Annotated in this window: 23 protein-coding genes; 15 read left to right on the top strand and 8 right to left on the bottom strand. The window is 52.5% G+C overall.

Annotated elements, in window-relative coordinates; translation table 11 throughout:
• Nucleotides 1-18: 18 nt before the first annotated feature.
• A complete protein-coding gene (locus BKD14_RS00525; protein ID WP_139316300.1) occupies nucleotides 19-867 on the bottom strand; it encodes a DUF3108 domain-containing protein in 849 nt (282 codons plus the stop codon).
• Between the two features lie 337 nt (nucleotides 868-1,204).
• On the opposite strand from BKD14_RS00525, the gene rpmB reads away from it, so the two are divergent.
• The gene (gene rpmB / locus BKD14_RS00520) at nucleotides 1,205-1,498 is read left to right on the top strand and encodes a 50S ribosomal protein L28 (RefSeq protein ID WP_022712289.1); all 294 of its coding nucleotides are present in this window, start codon (nucleotides 1,205-1,207) and stop codon (nucleotides 1,496-1,498) included.
• 81 nt (nucleotides 1,499-1,579) lie between these two features.
• Nucleotides 1,580-2,248, top strand: a complete 669-nt coding sequence (locus tag BKD14_RS00515) for a VUT family protein (protein ID WP_075654701.1) — start codon at nucleotides 1,580-1,582, stop codon at nucleotides 2,246-2,248.
• A 78-nt stretch (nucleotides 2,249-2,326) separates the two neighbouring features.
• On the opposite strand, the gene cobT is transcribed toward BKD14_RS00515, so the two are convergent.
• From cobT to BKD14_RS00500, 3 genes are all read right to left on the bottom strand, one after another.
• Nucleotides 2,327-4,213 (bottom strand): cobaltochelatase subunit CobT, encoded by a 1,887-nt coding sequence (gene cobT, locus BKD14_RS00510; protein ID WP_075653896.1) that lies wholly within the window; start codon nucleotides 4,211-4,213, stop codon nucleotides 2,327-2,329.
• A 94-nt stretch (nucleotides 4,214-4,307) separates the two neighbouring features.
• Complete coding sequence (gene cobS, locus BKD14_RS00505) at nucleotides 4,308-5,294, bottom strand: cobaltochelatase subunit CobS (protein ID WP_022709759.1); 987 nt, start codon at nucleotides 5,292-5,294, stop codon at nucleotides 4,308-4,310.
• A 318-nt stretch (nucleotides 5,295-5,612) separates the two neighbouring features.
• Nucleotides 5,613-6,236 carry a J domain-containing protein gene (locus BKD14_RS00500; RefSeq protein ID WP_022709758.1) on the bottom strand — a complete coding sequence of 208 codons (624 nt, stop codon included), beginning with the start codon at nucleotides 6,234-6,236 and terminating at the stop codon, nucleotides 5,613-5,615.
• Nucleotides 6,237-6,416: 180 nt separating this feature from the next.
• Between BKD14_RS00500 and BKD14_RS00495 the strand changes: the two genes are divergently transcribed.
• Both BKD14_RS00495 and BKD14_RS00490 read left to right on the top strand, forming a co-directional pair.
• A complete protein-coding gene (locus BKD14_RS00495) occupies nucleotides 6,417-6,746 on the top strand; it encodes a BolA family protein (protein WP_022709757.1) in 330 nt (109 codons plus the stop codon).
• 202 nt (nucleotides 6,747-6,948) lie between these two features.
• Nucleotides 6,949-7,209 carry a DUF2798 domain-containing protein gene (locus BKD14_RS00490; RefSeq protein WP_022709756.1) on the top strand — a complete coding sequence of 87 codons (261 nt, stop codon included), beginning with the start codon at nucleotides 6,949-6,951 and terminating at the stop codon, nucleotides 7,207-7,209.
• 67 nt (nucleotides 7,210-7,276) lie between these two features.
• On the opposite strand, the gene aroB is transcribed toward BKD14_RS00490, so the two are convergent.
• The 3 genes from aroB to BKD14_RS00475 form a co-directional block, all read right to left on the bottom strand.
• On the bottom strand, nucleotides 7,277-8,401 hold the full coding sequence (gene aroB, locus BKD14_RS00485) for a 3-dehydroquinate synthase (protein WP_075653895.1): 1,125 nt from the start codon (nucleotides 8,399-8,401) through the stop codon (nucleotides 7,277-7,279).
• A gap of 23 nt (nucleotides 8,402-8,424) precedes the next feature.
• Nucleotides 8,425-9,033, bottom strand: a complete 609-nt coding sequence (locus BKD14_RS00480; protein WP_022709754.1) for a shikimate kinase — start codon at nucleotides 9,031-9,033, stop codon at nucleotides 8,425-8,427.
• A 112-nt stretch (nucleotides 9,034-9,145) separates the two neighbouring features.
• Entirely contained in the window at nucleotides 9,146-10,117 is a 972-nt protein-coding gene (locus BKD14_RS00475) for a tyrosine recombinase XerC (RefSeq protein ID WP_075653894.1), read from the bottom strand.
• 91 nt (nucleotides 10,118-10,208) lie between these two features.
• Here BKD14_RS00475 and rimM point away from each other — a divergent pair, with 91 nt between their 5' ends.
• The 11 genes from rimM to BKD14_RS00420 all read left to right on the top strand — a co-directional run bounded on the left by rimM (nucleotide 10,209) and on the right by BKD14_RS00420 (nucleotide 19,607).
• Nucleotides 10,209-10,832, top strand: a complete 624-nt coding sequence (gene rimM, locus BKD14_RS00470) for a ribosome maturation factor RimM (RefSeq protein ID WP_075653893.1) — start codon at nucleotides 10,209-10,211, stop codon at nucleotides 10,830-10,832.
• On the top strand, nucleotides 10,832-11,527 hold the full coding sequence (trmD, locus tag BKD14_RS00465; RefSeq protein WP_075653891.1) for a tRNA (guanosine(37)-N1)-methyltransferase TrmD: 696 nt from the start codon (nucleotides 10,832-10,834) through the stop codon (nucleotides 11,525-11,527). Before rimM ends, trmD begins: the two co-directional genes overlap by 1 nt.
• On the top strand, nucleotides 11,527-11,880 hold the full coding sequence (locus BKD14_RS00460) for a DUF4260 domain-containing protein (protein ID WP_075653889.1): 354 nt from the start codon (nucleotides 11,527-11,529) through the stop codon (nucleotides 11,878-11,880). The genes trmD and BKD14_RS00460 overlap by 1 nt, the downstream gene beginning before the upstream one ends.
• 212 nt (nucleotides 11,881-12,092) lie before the next feature.
• On the top strand, nucleotides 12,093-12,527 hold the full coding sequence (rplS, locus tag BKD14_RS00455) for a 50S ribosomal protein L19 (RefSeq protein WP_022709749.1): 435 nt from the start codon (nucleotides 12,093-12,095) through the stop codon (nucleotides 12,525-12,527).
• A 246-nt stretch (nucleotides 12,528-12,773) separates the two neighbouring features.
• Nucleotides 12,774-14,183, top strand: coding sequence for a 3-isopropylmalate dehydratase large subunit (gene leuC, locus BKD14_RS00450; protein WP_075653887.1), 1,410 nt, complete (start codon nucleotides 12,774-12,776; stop codon nucleotides 14,181-14,183).
• A gap of 542 nt (nucleotides 14,184-14,725) precedes the next feature.
• A complete protein-coding gene (locus BKD14_RS00445) occupies nucleotides 14,726-15,193 on the top strand; it encodes a GNAT family N-acetyltransferase (protein ID WP_022709747.1) in 468 nt (155 codons plus the stop codon).
• 431 nt (nucleotides 15,194-15,624) lie between these two features.
• Nucleotides 15,625-16,026, top strand: coding sequence for a succinate dehydrogenase, cytochrome b556 subunit (gene sdhC / locus BKD14_RS00440; RefSeq protein WP_022709746.1), 402 nt, complete (start codon nucleotides 15,625-15,627; stop codon nucleotides 16,024-16,026).
• Nucleotides 16,027-16,038: 12 nt separating this feature from the next.
• Nucleotides 16,039-16,422, top strand: a complete 384-nt coding sequence (gene sdhD, locus BKD14_RS00435) for a succinate dehydrogenase, hydrophobic membrane anchor protein (RefSeq protein WP_022709745.1) — start codon at nucleotides 16,039-16,041, stop codon at nucleotides 16,420-16,422.
• An 8-nt stretch (nucleotides 16,423-16,430) separates the two neighbouring features.
• Entirely contained in the window at nucleotides 16,431-18,266 is a 1,836-nt protein-coding gene (sdhA, locus tag BKD14_RS00430; protein WP_075653885.1) for a succinate dehydrogenase flavoprotein subunit, read from the top strand.
• 17 nt (nucleotides 18,267-18,283) lie between these two features.
• Nucleotides 18,284-19,063, top strand: coding sequence for a succinate dehydrogenase iron-sulfur subunit (locus tag BKD14_RS00425; protein WP_022709743.1), 780 nt, complete (start codon nucleotides 18,284-18,286; stop codon nucleotides 19,061-19,063).
• A 172-nt stretch (nucleotides 19,064-19,235) separates the two neighbouring features.
• Nucleotides 19,236-19,607, top strand: coding sequence for a VOC family protein (locus BKD14_RS00420; protein ID WP_075653883.1), 372 nt, complete (start codon nucleotides 19,236-19,238; stop codon nucleotides 19,605-19,607).
• Nucleotides 19,608-19,758: 151 nt separating this feature from the next.
• Here BKD14_RS00420 and BKD14_RS00415 read toward each other — a convergent pair whose 3' ends face one another.
• Nucleotides 19,759-20,196, bottom strand: a complete 438-nt coding sequence (locus BKD14_RS00415) for an OsmC family protein (protein WP_022709741.1) — start codon at nucleotides 20,194-20,196, stop codon at nucleotides 19,759-19,761.
• Between the last annotated feature and the right edge of the window lies 1 nt (nucleotide 20,197).

Below are 20,197 nucleotides of genomic sequence, written 5' to 3'. Positions count from 1 at the left end.
CTCTGGGCATATTGCTGATCATTTCGTCTGCTCGAAACGTGTTGCACGGACTTTAACCGTGCCGATCTGTGTACCGACACTGGCGGCCACAGGAGCGTAAATTCCCGCACCCTGTTTATCCGTATTCAGCGAGGCGAAACTGATAGTGATTTTGCTTTTGTCCGCCAGATAGCGCACGGATTTCTTGTCTTTCTCATAGCCGGAGACAGGGACAAATTTAGCATTGCAGGTGATTGCAGTGCCGTCGAAACCTTTGATCGAAAAGGCCTCAGTTCCTGCCGGACTTAACCGGATCTGCGCGCGTGTCTGCCCGTCAAAGATCTGTAATGTCCGGTTACAGACTGCTGCGGCAGTGGGGCTGGTAATCATCATCGCGCTGATCGGATCAAAGACTGCTTTCAGATCATCGGGACGGGTTTCCACCCACGGATCGTTTTTCCGGATCGGCGGCTGATTGTCGAAAGCACTGACCGAGCCGTTTTTGAAGCTGATGGCTGTGCGCTTGTGTTTTTTACCGCTGCGATAGGTGGTGAGATAAGAAACGGGCTGAACAGCGGCGGCAGCGCCTTGCTTGCGCATATTGCCATTAATAGTGATGGAGCCTTTGGTACTGTCAAAAATACGGGCAACTCCGGAGCTGTGAAAACTTCCGTCGAGTGCGTAAGCATTATTCGTGATTCTGGTGTTCAGTTCGGAACGCGCGATTGTTATGCCGAAAACGGAAATACCATATTCCGTGCGGTAGCCGGAATCAGCGGCAAAAGCGGTAGCGGGCATTACGGAGAGGGCAGTGAGAATTGCTGCTGCAAATATCCGGTTCTGACCGGTTGCTATATGGATTCTTGCAGCCTTGTCCGTAAACATCATTCAGATCTCCCTGAGACTCACCTGAGCGGATAATGTGCAGCACCCAGTCTGAAAATGCAGAACAGGTGACTTTTGTGCCCGCTATTTGTATGATAAAAGCGGCAAAATGCAGTCAATGACAGTCAATTCCTTGTCATTCCTGCAATTGAACCCGTAATCAGCTTGAAACGGCTTGACGGGAAGGGCTGCTTTCACTATAGAAACCCGACTTTCCCAATGGGCCGCTGTCCGATATTGCGCGCCGCGACATATCAATCACGGATTGATTATGATAGTAGCGAAGACGGTATCGGATATTTGTGCCGGGGCCTGAAACAGAATTTTGAAGGTGAGACCAATGTCCCGCGCTTGTGAACTGACCGGTAAAGCGGTCCTCTACGGCAACAATGTAAGCCATGCGAACAACAAGTCGCGTCGCCGTTATTTGCCAAATCTTTGCAATGTAACCCTGATGTCCGATGCAATGGGCCAGAGCTACCGTCTGCGCGTTACTGCGCATGCGCTGCGTACTGTTGAGCATCGCGGTGGTCTGGATGCATTCCTTGCGAAAGCTTCTGACAATGAACTGTCACAGCGCGCACGTCTGCTGAAGCGTCAGGTTGCCAAGAAACTGGCCGAAGCTGCTGCTTAATAGCTTTTACGGCTGAATTTAGTTTTGCTAAAGGCCGGTTCGTCCGGCCTTTTTGCTGGTTCCATTACCCAGGATAAAAAAATGCCTCTACAGCATAATTCCGCTATTAAAGCGTTGATTTTTCCCGTTCTGGCCATGTGTGCGGCCGTCGCCGCCTCCAATATCCTTGTGCAATATCCGGTTCATTATTTCGGCTTGCAGGATATTCTTACCTATGGCGCATTCACTTATCCGTTTGCCTTTCTGGTCAATGATCTGACAAATCGCCGCTTTGGCCCGCAGCGCGCCCGTCAGGTCGTTTATGCCGGTTTTGCGCTGGGTGTTATCATGTCGATCTGGCTTGCAAGCCCGCGCCTTGCTGTGGCCTCAGGAAGTGCATTTCTGTTTGCACAATTGCTGGATATCAGTGTGTTCAGCCGTTTGCGTCGTTTGCGCTGGTGGAAAGCACCGCTGGCGGCAGCACTTTGCGGTTCTGTGCTGGATACGATCCTGTTCTTCTCGCTGGCTTTTGCGGCACCGTTCAGCATGCTTGATACGGCTTTCGGACTGGCTGACAGCTCCATGACCGATCAGGTGCAGTGGTTTGGCCTTGCAATGCCACTGTGGCTGTCTCTGGCGCTTGGTGACTTTGGTATCAAGGTTTTGATGAGTGTGGTGATGCTGGTGCCTTACGGAGCGATTCTGGCACTGTTTGCCCCGTCTATTTATGGTGCAGGTAAATCCGACACTGCAAAACCGGCTATCCGGTAAGCGCCTGCAGAACAAGCATATCAAAAAAGCCTCCCGAAGAGATCATCCTCGGGAGGCTTTTTTATTCAGCTTTGCAAATCAGCGCCGTGCTGTCCGGCCTTTCGGCTGATCCTGATCATCAAACAGCGAGGCGAGCTGCTCAGTCATCGCACCGGCCAGTTCTTCCGCGTCAACAATGGTCACCGCGCGCTGATAGTAGCGGGTCACATCGTGGCCGATACCAATCGCAATCAGCTCAATCGGTGAGCGGTTTTCGATTTCATCAATCACTGCACGCAAATGACGTTCCAGATAATTGCCCGGATTAACCGACAGGGTCGAATCATCAACCGGCGCACCATCAGAAATCACCATCAGGATTTTGCGCTGTTCAGGACGGCCGAGCAGACGGTTATGCGCCCACATCAGCGCTTCACCGTCGATATTCTCTTTCAGCAGGCCTTCACGCATCATCAGGCCGAGATTGCGTCGTGCGCGACGCCAAGGGGCATCAGCGCCTTTATAAACAATGTGGCGCAGATCATTGAGGCGACCCGGCTGGGCAGGTTTGCCGCGATCGAGCCATGCCTCACGGGACTGGCCGCCTTTCCACGCTTTGGTGGTAAAGCCGAGAATCTCAACCTTCACGCCGCAGCGTTCCAGCGTGCGTGCCAGAATATCGGCGCAGGTGGCAGCCACAGTAATCGGACGTCCGCGCATCGAGCCGGAATTGTCGATAATCAGGCTCACAACCGTATCGCGGAAATTGGTATCGCGTTCGGTTTTGAAAGACAGCGGCTGGGTCGGGTCAATCACCACACGCACCAGTTTGGCGCTGTCGAGATGCCCTTCTTCCAGATCAAACAGCCATGAACGGTTTTGCTGCGCCATCAGACGGCGCTGCAGTCGGTTGGCGAGACGTCCGACCACGCCTTGCAAATTCGCAAGCTGCTTGTCGAGGAAACCACGCAGACGATCCAGTTCCGCATCATCGCAGAGATCGGTTGCTTCTACGATCTCGTCAAATTCACGGGTGAAAACTTTATAGTCATGATGCTTGTCGAAATCGGAAAACGGCTGGTTAGACCGGCGCGCTTCGCCCGGTGTTTCCGCATCTTCCTCTTCACCGTCATCAGCATCTTCATAGGCGGCATCTTCAGCTTCAAGATCACCGCGCTCACGGTCATCATTGGTGTCTTCAGAACTGTCGCCGTCGCCGGACTGGTTTTCTGCATCTTCTTCTGATGCACCTTCCTGCGATTCTTCCGGATCAGCCTGTTCTTCCTGTTGGCTTTCCTCGTCGTCGCTCTCGGATGGTTCGGCCAGTTCTTCAGCCATATCCAGCGCAACCAGCATTTCACGCACCAGACGGGCATAATCCTGCTGGCTGTTCAGGCGGTCGCCGAGTGTTTCGAGGCGGTCGCCGATTTTGTCTTCAATCCAATCGCGCCACAGCTCAACCACATTGCCCGCCTGTACAGGCGGACGGTAGCCGGTGAGTTTCTCACGAACCAGAAGGGAGATGGCTTCTTCAATCGGCGCATCATCGCGCGATGTAATTGCGGAATAATTGGCACGGCTGTATTTGTCAGCCAGCATGGCCGACAGATTGCTTGCCACGCCTTCCATAGCCAGAGCGCCGATCGCTTCAACGCGAGCCTGTTCTACGGCGTCATAAATAGCGCGGGCTTGGCTCCCCTGCGGCGCAAGCTGCGCATGAATGCGCGGATCATGACGTGCATGACGCAGCGCCATCGAGTCACCAAGACCACGGATGATGGAAATATCTTCTGCAGTCGGGCGCTTTGGCAGATCCGGCAGACGGGCATGATTGCCGGTCAGTGCCGGACGGTCATGGCTGAAGCCGACCTCAAATTCATTGCTGCCGGCGATTGCACGCACACAGGCTGTGACCGCGCGTTTGAAAGGTTCGGAATCGACCGGACCTTTAGGACGTTCGCGTGTGTTATCGCCGGGGCCTGCCATGATGAAACTGCCTTATATCAGAAGAACTTAACCTTGTTTCGCTGTCTTAATGAAGCGAGAGCGCCCCTGTGATGACAGGGACGCTTTGTGCGTTTTATGCAAGCACGACATTAACTGCGGATTCAGGCAGTTCCTGTCCGAAAGCACGCTGGTAGAACTCAGCAACAATCGGGCGCTCCAGCTCGTCGCATTTGTTCAGGAAGGTTAAGCGGAATGCAAAGCCGACATCGGTGAAAATATTGGCATTTTCGGACCATGTAATCACAGTACGCGGGCTCATAACGGTCGACAGATCGCCATTGATGAAAGCCTGACGGGTCATATCGGCAACGCGAACCATTTTCGAGACGATCTCACGGCCTTCCGCATTCTGGTAATGCTTGGACTTGGCGAGAATGATCTCAACTTCATTGTCATGCGGCAGATAATTCAGCGTGGTGACGATCGACCAACGGTCCATCTGCGCCTGATTGATCTGCTGGGTGCCGTGGTAAAGACCGGTGGTGTCACCGAGACCGACAGTGTTCGCGGTTGCAAACATGCGGAATGCCGGATGCGGGTTGATAACGCGGCTCTGATCGAGCAGGGTCAGACGGCCGGACGATTCCAGAACACGCTGGATAACGAACATCACGTCCGGACGACCGGCATCATATTCGTCGAACACCAGAGCAACATTGTTCTGATAGGCCCATGGCAGAATACCGTCTTTGAATTCGGTAACCTGCATACCGTCTTTGACGACGATGGCATCTTTACCGATCAGATCAATACGGCTGACATGGCTGTCGAGGTTAACGCGAACACATGGCCAGTTCAGACGGGCTGCAACCTGTTCAATATGGGTGGATTTACCGGTGCCGTGATAGCCGGAAACCATAACGCGGCGGTTATAGGCAAAGCCGGCGAGAATCGCCAAGGTTGTCTGGCGGTCAAAAATGTAATCCGGATCTGCATCCGGTACATGCGGATCTTTTTTGCTGTAAGCGGGCACGATCATATCGGAATCAATCCCGAACACGTCACGCACCGATACAGTTGTGTCCGGCATATTGTTTATGTCGAGATCAACCTTGCTCATCATGCCTCCTGAGCGGCGCCTGCATGCCGCTGTATCATCATATGTTCAGAGAGCCTTTCCCTTTTCCTGCAGCGGAAAACCCCTCTATCGCTTTCTGTTCGTCTTGGCTCAGTTCTTCCGGCACAAACAGTTCCGGTTTTTGCTGAAACTGTCTGAAGTGCTGTGCCGGTGTAGTTGTTTCGGCAGGTTAACAGGGAACGAAAGTTTTTTGCTTCCGTAATTTCCCTTAGTTCCCTGCAAATAATCTTTGTTTTACCGCATGTCTTTCACTCGAAACAGATATCCGTTTTCGGGCGGCATGCTTTAGTCTTTGCCTGTTTAGCAAAAACCTGCGGTCTTTAGCAATTGATAAGCTTGCACAACTTCGCGGAAACGTTCTTCCGAACCGCGATCGCCGCCATTGGCGTCCGGATGATGCTGCTTTACCAGCTCTTTATAGCGCGATTTGATCGCGTCACTGGTCGAATTTGCCGCAATGCCCAGGGTCGCAAAAGCCTTGGATTCGAGCGGACGGGGGCGTCTGGTCGGGGTTGCCGCTTCCGCACGGGCGCGTGTTTGTTCAAAGAGGTTCAGCGGATCACGGATCTTGTTGTGATAGGCTGCAGTGCCTGAACGCATACGGGCAAATTGCGGGGCTGACTGGCGCGAAGTGGAGTTTTTGGTGGTTGTCCATGTCGGACGGTCACCAACGGCCGCATTCTTCTGGAACTTGGCGATTTCCTCATCGCTAAGACCGGAGAAAGCATTGAAGTTTTTATTATATTCGCGGACGTGATCCAGACAGAAGTGCAGATAAAGACCTTCACGCGCACCGCCCGCAGGCGCTTTGTGTGTTCCGGTTTCTTCGCATCCTTCCCACTGGCACTGCGGGCCAGCCGGTTTTTTGTCTTCCTTGCGGGAACGGATACGGATGCTGTCAAAAAATTTTGAATTCGTTGCCATGATATCAATATTACGGGGTCAGATCTGATGATACAAGAATTGACATTTCACGACGCATGACCGAACCCTGCGGGGCCGAGAGTCGAAGCGGACGTGAAATCGGGATTTAGCTGCATTATGTATACCGGAATGGTAACGCATGCACATAACATAGTCCCTATATGGGGGCAGGAGAGCAGAATGTCTATTCCTTTGACGCGTCAAGAACGGATTACCGCAAAACTATCTGAGGCTTTTCAGCCTGTGTTGCTTGATGTCATCAATGAAAGTCATCTTCATGCCGGTCATCATCACACAGACGGCGGTCATGAGGAAGTGTTCGACGGTACCGGTGAAACACATTACCGCGTTATAATTGTGGCAGAGGCTTTTACAGGTTTGAGCCGCGTTGACCGTCATCGTGCGATCAATGCGCAGCTTGATGAAGAACTGCAGAGCGGTCTGCATGCGATTGCGCTGGAACCGAGCGCACCGGGGGAGCCGACCCGCCGTACCCGCAAGCCTGCCTGATTATTTAAAACAAGTAACCGCAGACTTCCGGTTACTTGTTTCCTTTGTCATCTGCTGTTATGAGGCAGCAGTGAGCTTTTGGCTCTTCCGTAAGCGTTTAACGTTAAGCAACGCATCCATGCCGGTCTTACACCGGACAAGCTCCTGTCTCGGGCGGGAGGGATGTGCTGATGTGTAAGACCGCAAATTTACGGAAATGATTATGCAATCTTCCAAATCTGTTCCTGCTTTTCCGAAGCTTCCGGCACGGTACATTCCGGTTGTGATGCCTTTTATTCTCTCTGTCCTGATGACTTTTGTTGTGTCTCTGATTGCGACGCTAAAAAACCTCGGGTTCAGGGCTGATCTTTTATCGCACTGGATGCCCGCATGGGGCTTGTCGTGGATCGTGGCGTTTCCGGTATTGTTGCTGGTGCTGCCACTGGTGCGGCGTCTGGTCGGCATTGTCTGTCACAAGCCATAAGGGCTTAAACAAAAACCGCTCGCAAAACTCATTTGCGAGCGGTTTTTTAAATTGGTGATATGGAGTTTTAAGCCAGTTTTTCCTGCAGGAAAGCCTGTACATCTGCCGCATTCACATCTTTGGCGATGAAAGACTGGCCAAGACCACGGGTCAGGATGAAAGTGAGCGAACCGCGAGACACTTTCTTGTCCTGTGCAATATAAGACATCAGCACATCTGCGGAAGGCAGTCCGGCAATCTCTTTCATGGAAACCGGCAGGCCGACAGCTTTCAAATGCTTTTCTACCCGCACAGCAATATCTTCTGAAATCAGACCGAGGCGTGCAGAGAATTGATGCGCCAGTACCATGCCGATGGCAACGGCTTCACCATGCACAAGGCGTGAGGAATCATAATTGGTGGCAGTTTCCAATGCGTGGCCGAATGTATGGCCGAGATTGAGCAAAGCACGGTCGCCGGTTTCACGCTCATCGCGGGCAACAACGGCTGCCTTGGCGCGGCAGGAGGTAGCAATGGCCTGCTGGCGTGCAGCACCGCCTGTAAAGATACCCTGCCAGTTGTTTTCCAGCCATTCGAAAAATTCCGGCTGGTCAATCAGACCATATTTGGCAACTTCTGCATAACCGGCAGCAAATTCACGCTTGCTCAGCGTGTCGAGAATATCCGTATCGGCCAACACCAGTTGCGGTTGATTGAAAACGCCGACAAGATTTTTACCGTAAGCGGTGTTGATGCCGGTTTTACCGCCGACAGAAGAATCAACCTGCGCCAGCAGTGAAGTCGGGATCTGGATGAAATTCATACCGCGGCGCACAATACCGGCAACGAAACCGGCAAGATCACCGATCACACCACCGCCCAGAGCAATCACGGCATCGCCACGCTCAAGGCGGGCTTTGAGAATGTCATTGGTCACGGTTTCAAGCGTGGCAAAGCCTTTGGATTTTTCACCGGCTGCAACCACGACCGGTGTTGCATTAATACCGGCAGCTTCCAAAGCGCTGAGCAGGGACGGCAAATGCAGCTTGGCAAGGTTTTCATCGGTGACCACAGCCGCACGGATGCCCGGCAGACGTGCAGCAATTTCCTGACCGGCGCGGGCAATCAGGCCGCTGCCGATCAGAATGTCATAAGAGCGGTCTCCCAGTGATACATGAACGGTTTCGGTTGCAACATGTCCGGTAGATGTCATGGGACGATACTCGTGATTATGATTTAGTCTTGGATTGGTTCGGTCTTGCGTAAATGATCGAGCAGCAAGGTGATGACTTCCTGTGCAATCACTTCACGTTTTTCATCGCGGGAGATGATGCTCAGATCAGCTGTGGCATAGACCGGATAACGTTCGGTCATCAGCTTCTGCATCACTGCACGCGGATCGTCATTTTTCAAAAGCGGACGATCCTGACGGCGCAATACGCGCTCCATCAGCACATCCAGTTCCGCATTGAGCCAGACGGAAATACCGGCAGAAGCAATATTCTCGCGGGTCTGTTCATTCATGAAAGCGCCGCCGCCGGTGGCGAGGATCATTGAACCGCCTTCCAGCAGGCGCTGCATAACACGGCGTTCAAGATCGCGGAATTCCGGCTCGCCATAGGAGGCAAATAATTCAGTAACGCTCATACGGGAGACATTTTCGATTTCCGTATCGAGATCGAAAAACGGCAAATCCAGCATTGCGGCCATTTTCTTGCCGATAGTGGATTTTCCTGCTCCCATAAGTCCGACAAGCACCACAGGGCGCTGGTTGAGGAGGGCTTTAATTTCGTCGGCCTGACTGCGCAAATGCGTCTGGTCAGCTTTTTTATTTGGGTTCGGCATCGTCTTCTTCTCGTGACGGTGCTTCCATTTGAAACACTTGAGTAAAGTCAATCGCTGCTGATCTGCGGCTTGTCAAGAAAGATCGGAGATTTTCTGCCGCTATTGATGGTGCTTAAGGGTGCGCACGGGGGTGTGCTTTATCATAAATCTCAAGCAGGCGATCGGTATCCACGCCGGTATAGACCTGTGTGGTGGAAAGGCTGGCATGGCCGAGCAGTTCCTGAATAGTGCGAAGATCGCCGCCGCGGGCCAGAAGATGGGTGGCAAAAGAATGCCGCAAAGCATGGGGAGTTGCGGTTTCCGGCAGGTTGAGCGCGGAGCGCATTTTCTGCATTTCGCGCTGAATAATACCGGCATGGAGTGCGCCGCCTTTTGCTCCGCGAAACAGCGGCATTGTGCCGTTCAAATGAAAGGGGCAGAGGCGGCGATATTCGGCAATTGCCTGATGAACAGCAGGCAGCAGCGGTACGAGGCGGCTTTTGCCGCCTTTACCCTGAATTGTCAGGGAGCGGGCTGTTGTGTCGGCCACGGCATCCGGTGTCAGACCAAGCGCTTCGGAAATACGCAAGCCGCAGCCATAGAGTAAAGTGAGAACAGCGGCATTGCGTGCGGCAATCCATGGCTCTTCCGCCAGCTGTTGCTGTGTGTTGACAACCCGCAGTGCTGCATCTGCGCTCAAAGGTTTGGGCAGAGATTTCGGCTGGCGCGGTGCGCGTATAGCACTGGCACCAGCTGCATTGGCCAGCCCCTGTTTTTCGAGATAGCGCAGCAGCGAGCGGACACCGGCAAGACCGCGCCCGAGAGTGCGGGCGCCTGCGCCGTCATTACGGCGTGAGGCCAGATAGGAGCGCAAATCTGCAATGCGTAGGTTCGAGACATCTTTCAAAGCCGGTGGTGCGCCCAGATGACCGGTCATGAATTGCAGAAACTGACGGGTATCGCGCTCATAGGCATCCAGCGTATGGGCGGCCAGTCTGCGGCTGTTGGTTAAGCTGCCGAGCCAGTCCTGACGCGCCTGATTGAGGTCGGGCGCAGCGATAATCAGAAATTCTGCTTTTGAGGTTTCGGTTTTGGCCGTTTGCATGGATTGAATCTGTAATCCGGTTATCTTAATAAAAATAGAGTTTCTCACGGCGAGGTTACGGAACCGTTGCCGCCACAGTTTAAGGTTTTTCATGTCTTCTCAGAAAAAAGGCAGTCCGGTGCGGGTTGCAAATCTTGATAATCCGGTTCAGCTCGCCGTTATCGGCGCTGCCCATGGCATCAAAGGGGAAGTGCGCGTTAAAACCTATACGGGCGACCCTATGGATCTGGGCTCCTATGGTCTGCTTTATGATGCGTCCGGTAAAAGCTATGAAGTGCTGTCGATCCGCCCGAGTAAAACCGTAGTCGTGGTGCGCTTTGCCGGTGTTGAGGATCGCAATGCGGCGGAAGCGCTGAATGGCAAAGAGCTCTATGTCGATCATGCGCAGCTGCCGCAGGATCTTGATGAGGACGAGTTTTATTACACCGATCTGATCGGCCTTGCCGTGCGCGACAGCGCAGGCGTGTCCTATGGTAAAGTCTCTGCCGTGTTTAATTTCGGCGGCGGTGATGTGCTGGAGATTAAGGAAAGCGGCAAAAAGCCGGTTATGATCCCGTTCACACTGACTTCTGTACCGGAAATCCTGATGGAAGAAGGCGCGATTCTGATTGATCCGCTGGCGGCAGGTCTTGTTGATGATGGTTCAACCTCTGCGGATGAAGAGGGTGATGAGCCTGAGACACCTGAGACTGATGATGACGGATGGGCGCGGTAATGAGTTTCAAAGCATCTGTCCTGACCCTTTATCCTGAGATGTTTCCGGGGCCGCTGGGCTCTGCCCTTGCAGGCCGCGCCTTGCGCGATGATAAATGGCAGCTGGAAACCGTCCAGATTAGAGATTTTGCGCTCGATAAGCACCGGATGGTTGATGACACACCGGCTGGCGGCAGTGCCGGTATGGTGATGAAGCCGGATGTTGTGGCGCGTGCGCTTGATAGCTTAGAACAGGATAATCGCCCGCGTATTCTGATGAGCCCACGTGGGCGACCTTTGACTCAGGATTTGGTGCGCGAACTGGCGAGCGGCGAGGGCGCAGTGATTCTCTGCGGCCGCTTTGAAGGCGTGGATGAACGGGTTATTGAAGCGCGCAACCTGATGGAAGTATCAGTCGGTGATTATATTCTCTCCGGCGGTGAAACCGGTGCGATTGTGCTGCTTGACGCGATTGTCCGCCTGATTCCGGGTGTGATGGGCAATCATGAATCCGGTGAAACCGAGAGTTTTGAAACCGGCCTGCTGGAGCATCCGCATTATACCCGTCCGCAGGAATGGGAAGGGCGTTCGATTCCTGCGGTGCTGACGTCTGGTAATCATAAGGCTGTCGATCAATGGCGGTTGGAAGAAGCAAAGCGCATTACCAGTGAGCGCCGTCCCGATTTGTGGGAGGCCTATCAGAACAGGAGTAAATAATGCAGATTCTGAGACGTGCGGAATATGCAGCTATTTTGCTGATTGCTCTGGGGTTTTATGCGCAAAGCGGTGAGGGCTGGTGGTGGTTTGCGCTGTTGTTTCTGGTGCCTGACATTACTATGGCAGGTTATGCATTTGGCAACCATATTGGTGCGCTGGTCTATAATGCCGGTCACAGTTTTCTGAGTGTGGCCGCGCTTGGCCTACTGATGTATGTGTCAGGGCAGCAATGGTTGTGGCCTTATGTGCTGATCTGGACTGCCCATATCACTTTTGACCGGATGCTGGGCTACGGGCTGAAATATGCGTCTTCTTTTCAGGATACGCATTTGGGACGGATCGGTCGCAACTGAATCAGAACTTCTTGCAGAGTTGAGTTGATTCACAGGCGGTAATGGTGTATTGCCGCCTCACATTTCGGGATTTCCTGAAATCCGATTTTCGTTGACCTGAAATCAATGAGTAGTGAAACCGCTCCTGCCTTAACGGCATAGCATGACGGCAAAGACTGTTTTGCAAGTGATAGCGCTCTGACTGTTCGAGAAGAATCAGAAGGATTAAAACTATGAACATTATTAAGCAGCTTGAAGCTGAACAGATTGCAAAGATTGCTGAAAAGCGCGTTCTGCCAGATTTCGACGCCGGTGATACAGTTCGCGTTCTCGTACGCGTAACTGAAGGTACACGTACCCGTGTACAGGCTTACGAAGGCGTTTGCATCGGCCGTTCGGGCGCAGGTCTGCAGGAAAGCTTCACCGTTCGTAAGATTTCTTACGGCGAAGGCGTAGAGCGCGTATTCCCTGTTTATTCTCCGCTGGTTGAAGGCGTTGAAGTTGTTCGCCGCGGTAAAGTCCGTCGTGCGAAACTTTACTACCTTCGTGGTCTTACCGGTAAGGCTGCCCGTATCGTTGAGAAAAAAGACAATCGTTCGAAAGCTGAACGTGAAGCAGACAAGCGCGCTGCTGAGCGTGATGCTGCTGCCAAGGCAGCTGCAGAATAATTTTCTGCATCTTTCTGCGATTATAAAATTTCCAGGGATAAGGGCGGCCTCAGGGTCGCCCTTTTTCTATTTGCAAAGATTAAATGCCGCTTGGGTAATAATCTTGCTGCGACACCCTGTTCCGCTTGTCATTTCTTGACGAAATCGCATAGCGGGTGCATATGAACCATAATCATATCGGTTCTGTGGTCCTGTGATTGCCGGGAGGTAATGGCTGCAGAACGCTTGCAAAGGATACTAAGAGCCATGAGCGCGCCGCGTACACTCTATGACAAGATCTGGGACGATCATCTGGTAGATCAGCAGGATGACGGTACCTGCCTGCTTTATATTGATCGCCATCTTGTGCATGAAGTGACCAGCCCTCAGGCTTTTGAAGGTCTGCGTATGGCTGGCCGCAAAGTGCGCCATCCGGAACGCACCCTTGCTGTTGTTGACCATAACGTGCCGACTTCGGCAGATCGTGTGAATGGCATCAAGAATGAAGAAAGCCGTATTCAGGTTGAAGCTCTGGCCAAAAATGCGGCCGAGTTCGGCGTTGAATATTATTCCGAGCGCGATAAGCGTCAGGGTGTTGTGCATATCGTCGGTCCTGAACAGGGCTTCACCCTGCCAGGCATGACGATTGTTTGCGGCGACAGCCACACTTCTACCCACGGCGCTTTCGGCTCGCTGGCGCATGGTATCGGTACGTCCGAAGTGGAACACGTACTGGCCACCCAGACCCTGATCCAGAAAAAGGCCAAAAACATGCTGGTGCGTGTGGATGGCAAACTGGCAGCAGGTGTGACTGCGAAAGACATTACACTGGCGATCATCGGTAAAATCGGCACTGCCGGCGGTACCGGCTATGTGATCGAATATGCCGGCGATGCAATCACCTCTTTGACCATGGAAGGCCGCATGACGGTCTGCAATATGTCGATTGAAGGCGGCGCACGCGCTGGTCTGATCGCGCCTGATGCGACAACTTTTGATTATATCCGTGGCAAGCCGCGCGCACCTAAGGGTGAGCAGTTTGAACAGGCGCTTGCTTACTGGAAGACCCTGAGCTCTGATGAAGGTGCGCATTTCGATAAGATCGTGACCCTTGATGCCGCTGAAATCTCACCGGTTGTCACATGGGGTTCTTCACCGGAAGACGTGGTTTTTGTGACCGATGTGGTGCCGAACCCTGATGACATTCAGGATGATACCAAGCGTTCATCGAAATGGCGTGCGCTGGAATATATGGATCTGAAGCCTGGCACCAAGATCACCGATATTGCGATTGATCGCGTCTTTATCGGCTCCTGCACCAATGGCCGTATTGAAGATCTGCGCGATGCTGCACGCATGGTTGAAGGTAAAAAAGTTGCCTCCACTGTCAATGCGATGATTGTTCCGGGTTCCGGTCTTGTAAAAGAGCAGGCTGAAGCTGAAGGTCTGGACAAGATTTTCATCGAAGCAGGCTTTGACTGGCGTGAGCCGGGCTGCTCGATGTGTCTGGCAATGAATGATGACCGTCTGAAGCCGGGTGAGCGTTGTGCATCCACTTCAAACCGTAACTTTGAAGGTCGTCAGGGCTTTAAAGGCCGTACTCATCTGGTGTCGCCTGCAATGGCAGCGGCAGCAGCCGTGGCGGGGCACTTTGTTGATATCCGCGACTGGAACTAAATACCTGATCTAAAAGTCGCCATGCTTGGCTGCAAATGGCAATTTTCTGTGCTTCCGATGCTCACGTACTCATGGCGCCGCACGTCCGTAGGACGTGCAAAGGACGCCATGATCTTTAGTTGCTGCATAATCTTATCTTTCATCGTATGATGAAAGGATTATGCAGAGGTACGCTGTGCGTCGGTTCTCGAAATCACCATTTTCGCTTGCGCCTGCCGCTTTTTGATTCAGGTATTAATTCGGCATCCTAAGAAAAAGCCCGCTCATTGCGTAAGATCAATGGGCGGGTTTTTCTTTTCAGCTAAAGCAGCATTGATTAGGCTGGTTTTTTTTAACGAAGCAGCTACTCTAGTGGATTGAATTTGACGTTTGGCTGCCGACTGACACAAGCGCTGCTCCAAACGTCAAATTCAAAAAATCCACTAGTTTTATATAGTCTTTAGTGGTCTTTTTGATTCCGACATTTGCTCTGCACAATACCCCACGGAATGCAAATGTCGGAATCAGACCACTAGTTCTTATTCGCCAAAAGGGAAGGCATCATGACACAGGATCACGCTATTGATATTTCATTGCTTCACTTACGTGATGCCCGTGAACTTGCGCCTTTGCTGGCCGATTATGCGCAGGCGCTGAAGCGTGGTGCACCGCGTCGTCCGGATGAATATTATGCGGAAAAGCTGTTGCAGGATCGCAGTGCTGAATTGCTCGGTGCGCGGCTTGATGGCGTACTGGTCGGCTTTGTGATTTTCTATGATCTGCCGGAGCCGGTATCGGGCATGCGCGCAGGGCAGGTGGATCATATTTACGTCCATCACGAGCACCGCAAAAAAGGTATCGCCAAGGCTCTGATTGATGTGCTGGCTGATAAGGCCGAAGAACGCTCATGGAGCAAGCTGGCACTCAATGCACCGCGTCAGCCGGAAGATGGCCGCAAGCTGTATGAACAGGTCGCGGCCACAGCGGACTGGAGCAGTTTTGTGATTCGTTTTGCACCACATCTCCAGTAAACCTGTTGAAACACTGTCCGGCGGCTCATAATCAGGACAATTTAACTGCCGCCGGATTTTATTTTTATCGCGGATGTCAGGTAATAGGCCGCATAAAACCGTTTAAAACGTCATCTCTCTGCTCAGGTGCGACTAATTGCATGGCTGGTCGCATGGTTGTGACTTTGACGTGGTGACAAAAGCGCAGTAGATAAGCCCTAACATGGTCGTCCTTTAAACGATCTTGGCCGTATTCGCTCTACTGCGCGGCTCCTGAGCTTGTGAAGCTTCAAGAATTGCGCAGCATGTTAAAATGACAGAGTTTATATCTATGCTGGGCGCAGGTTCATCATAGATATAGACTCTGTTGGGCATGAACAGACCATAGATTTTGCCGGTATAGCGGCATGTTTAGCAAGGCCTGTTTATCGGTAACATTTACCAGGATAGCTATGACAACAAGACCAATAGTCAAAAGCCAGCGCCCGCTGTCACCGCATTTGTCGATTTATAAACCGGCAATTACCATGACAACGTCGATCATTCACCGCATTACCGGCGGCGCACTCTATTTCGGCACCGTATTGCTTGCCGTATGGCTGATTTCCGCAGCGGTCAGTGAAGATTGCTTTAATTTCGTCAACGGCCTGTTCGGCTCATGGATCGGACGCCTTGTGCTGTTCGGCTACACATGGGCTTTGATGCAGCATCTGGCAGGCGGTATCCGCCATTTCATCTGGGATATGGGCGCAGGCCTCGAAAAACACACCGCCAGCAAAATGGCTTGGGCGACTGTGGTATTTTCCGTGATTGCGACAATCCTGATCTGGGTTGTGGCTTATAGCCTGCGCTGAGAGGACTGATATATGCAAGATATGCGCACCCCTCTGGGTAAGGTTCGCGGCCTTGGTTCCGCCAAGGAAGGCACCGGCCATTTCTGGACACAGCGTATGAGTGCTGTCGCACTTGTGCCGCTGGTGATTTATTTCATCGGCCTGATTATCTGCCTCAATGGTGCAGATTATGCAGAAGTCCGCGCTGCAATCGCCCATCCGTTTAATGCGATTGTGATGGCACTGTTTGTTCTGACCGGTGTTTATCACATGCGTCTGGGCATGCAGGTTATTATCGAAGATTATATTCACGGCGAAGGCCTGAAGATTGTTTGCGTTATGCTCAACACCTTCTTTGCGATTGTTGTTGGCGGCGCGAGTGTATTTGCAATCCTCAAGCTCAGCTTCGGAGGTTGATAGGCCAAATGGCAACAACTAAAGACACAGCTGCTAACGGCAGCAAATATACCTATGTCGATCACAAATTTGACGTTGTGGTTGTCGGTGCCGGTGGTGCAGGCTTGCGTGCAACACTGGGTATGGCAGAGCAGGGCTTTAAAACAGCCTGTATTACCAAGGTTTTCCCGACGCGCTCCCACACGGTTGCAGCGCAGGGCGGTATTGCTGCTTCGCTTTCCAATATGGGTCCGGACAGCTGGCAGTGGCATATGTATGACACTGTTAAAGGCTCCGACTGGCTCGGTGATACAGACGCCATGGAATATCTGGCCCGTGAAGCGCCTGCGGCGGTTTATGAGCTGGAACATTACGGCGTACCGTTCTCGCGTACAGAGGAAGGTAAAATCTATCAGCGTCCGTTCGGCGGCCATATGCAGAACTTCGGTGACGGCCCTCCGGTACAGCGTACCTGTGCTGCTGCCGACCGTACCGGTCACGCTATTCTGCACACTCTCTACGGCCAGTCACTCAAGAACAATGCGCAGTTCTTCATTGAATATTTCGCGCTTGATCTGATCATGACTGACGGTGTTTGCACCGGCGTTGTGGCATGGAATCTGGATGACGGCACCATTCACCGTTTCTCCGCTAAAATGGTCGTTCTGGCCACCGGCGGTTACGGTCGTTCGTATTTCTCGGCAACCTCTGCCCATACCTGCACCGGCGATGGTGGTGGCATGGTTGCACGTGCCGGTCTGCCTCTGCAGGATATGGAATTTGTTCAGTTCCACCCGACCGGTATTTACGGCGCAGGCTGCCTGATTACTGAAGGCGCACGCGGTGAAGGCGGTTATCTTGTGAACTCTGAGGGTGAGCGCTTCATGGAGCGTTATGCACCTTCCGCTAAGGATCTGGCATCGCGTGACGTTGTGTCCCGCTGCATGACCATTGAGATCCGTGAAGGCCGCGGCGTTGGCAAGAACAAAGATCACATCTATCTGCATCTGGATCATCTTGATCCGGCAATTCTGCATGAGCGTCTGCCGGGTATTTCGGAAAGCGCCAAGATTTTCGCCGGTGTTGATCTGACCAAAGAACCGATTCCGGTTCTGCCGACAGTTCACTACAATATGGGCGGCGTGCCGACCAATTATTGGGGTGAAGCGCTGAACCCGACGGAAGACAATCCTGATCGTGTACAGCCTGGTCTGATGGCTGTGGGTGAAGCCGGTTGTGCGTCTGTGCATGGTGCAAACCGTCTTGGCTCAAACTCACTGATCGATCTCGTGGTATTCGGCCGTGCGGCTGCAATCCGCGCCGGTGAAGTGATTGACCGCGCTGCAAAAATTCCTGATCTCAATCTCGCTGCCTGCGATAAGATCATGGAACGTTTTGACCGTCTGCGCTTTGCTGACGGTGGCACTCCGACTGCTGTTCTGCGTGAAAAAATGCAGCGCACCATGCAGGAAGATGCCGCAGTATTCCGTACCTCAGAATCCCTGAAACAGGGTTGTGAACGTATGGCTGCGATCTGGAAAGAAATGCCGGATATTAAAGTGACTGATCGCTCATTGATCTGGAACTCCGACCTGATGGAAACATTGGAGCTGGAAAACCTGATGGCCAATGCGATGACCACTGTTGTGGCCGCTGAAGCCCGTAAGGAAAGCCGTGGTGCCCATGCCCATGAGGATTTCCCGAACCGTGATGACGTGAACTGGCGCAAGCATTCGCTGTCCTGGCTCTCAGAAGACGGTAAAGTTACGCTTGGCAGCCGCCCAGTTCATCTTGACCCGCTGGTCAAGGAAGAAGACGGTGGTATCAGCCTCGCTAAAATTGCGCCTAAAGCGCGCGTTTACTAAGGATTGGGGAAAGAGCAATGGTAGAACTGGCACTTCCCAAGAATTCGCAGATCCGTCCCGGCAAAGTCTGGGACAAGCCTGCGGGTGCAACGAACCTGCGTGAATTCAAGATTTATCGCTGGTCGCCGGATGACGGTCAGAACCCGCGTCTCGACACATTTTATGTCGATCTTGATGATTGCGGCCCGATGGTTCTCGATGCACTTCTGTATATCAAGAACAAGATTGATCCGACGCTGACGCTGCGCCGCTCCTGCCGTGAAGGTATTTGCGGCTCCTGCGCCATGAATATTGATGGTTCGAATACGCTTGCATGCACCAAAGGCATGGAAGATATCAAAGGCACTGTTAAGATCTATCCTCTGCCGCATATGCCGGTTGTGAAGGATCTGGTGCCTGATCTGAGCCATTTCTATGCACAGCATCGCTCGATTGAGCCATGGCTGAAAACGGTTTCGCCTGAGCCGCAGAAAGAGTGGCTGCAGAGCCATGAAGACCGCGCCAAATTGGACGGCCTTTATGAGTGCATTCTCTGCGCCTGCTGCTCGACCTCGTGCCCGAGCTACTGGTGGAACGGCGATCGTTATCTCGGTCCTGCCGTGCTGCTGCAGGCTTATCGCTGGTTGATTGACTCACGTGATGAAGCAAAAGGCGAACGTCTCGATAATCTCGAAGATCCGTTCCGTCTTTATCGCTGCCACACAATCATGAACTGTGCGCAGACATGCCCTAAAGGCCTGAACCCTGCGAAGGCGATTGCTGAAATCAAGAAAATGATGGTCGAGCGCCGCGTATAATCACGGCGAATAACCAAAAAACTAAAAGGCACCGTTCGCGGTGCCTTTTTTATTGGCCTCATAAATCTGCCCGATTAAGCGCACTTAAATTTTTATGCTTTAGTCTGCAACTCTTACGCGCTGTCAGCGTTTCGTGTTTACATAAGTTGTGTAATCTTTGGCGGAGGCCGCTATGCTGGATCAGATCGGATTTATGGTCACCAATAAAGATAAAGCGCGGGCTTTTTACTCTGCTGCTTTGGCACCACTGGGCATTGATGCTGTCACGGAATTCGGCAACTGGCAGGGCTATGGCCGTCATGGCAAGCCGGAATTCTGGATCGGCTCACAAAAAGGTTCTGCCTATCAGGGGCAGATGCATCTGGCATTTCTGGCGGGCACACGCGGCGAGGTTGAGCGCTTTTATCAGGCAGCACTCAGTGCAGGCGGTGTTGAGCACAGCGCACCGGTTTTACGCCCGAATTATCATGCGGACTATTTTAGTGCTCAGGTTAAAGACCCGGACGGGCATATTATTGAAGTTGTCTGTCACATGCCCGCTTAGAGCGGTTCCAGCTCAAGTTAATAGTTAGAACCGCTCTTTTTATATGATTTGACGCACATCTTATTCCGAAAACCGCTTCACACTTTTCGGGATGCGCTTGAAAGAAAAAAGCCGCAGATCAAATCTGCGGCTTTTTTAATTGTACTCAGATTTAAAGCAATGTGGCCGTGAGATTGATTTCCAGCGCATTCAAAGCGCGGGAGACTGGACAATTTTCTTTGGCTTGTTTGGCCAGTTTCTGAAAATCATTTTCGGAAATATTGGCGACACGTGCGCGCAAGGTCAGATCGCTTTTGGCAATAGAAAAACCGCCGCCTTCATTCGGCACGGTGCTGATGGTCGCGGTTGCCTGTAATTCCGTTGGCGGTGTGCCATTGGTGGAAAGCAGGGACGACAGCATCATGGCAAAACAACCCGCATGGGCAGCACCAATCAGTTCTTCCGGATTGGTGCCTGCATTGCCGTGTATATCTTCAGTGCGTGATTTAAAGCTGTAAGGCAGCTCATTGAGTGCGGTGCTCTGGGTTGTCAGTTTTCCGGTGCCGGTTTTCAGGTCGCCGTTCCAGATGGCCGTGGCAGTTCGGTTCATT

The organism is Pseudochrobactrum sp. B5 (assembly GCF_001939785.1).
In the GTDB taxonomy this organism is placed as follows: Bacteria; Pseudomonadota; Alphaproteobacteria; order Rhizobiales; family Rhizobiaceae; genus Pseudochrobactrum; species Pseudochrobactrum saccharolyticum.
This window is presented reverse-complemented; position numbering and strand designations above follow the sequence as displayed.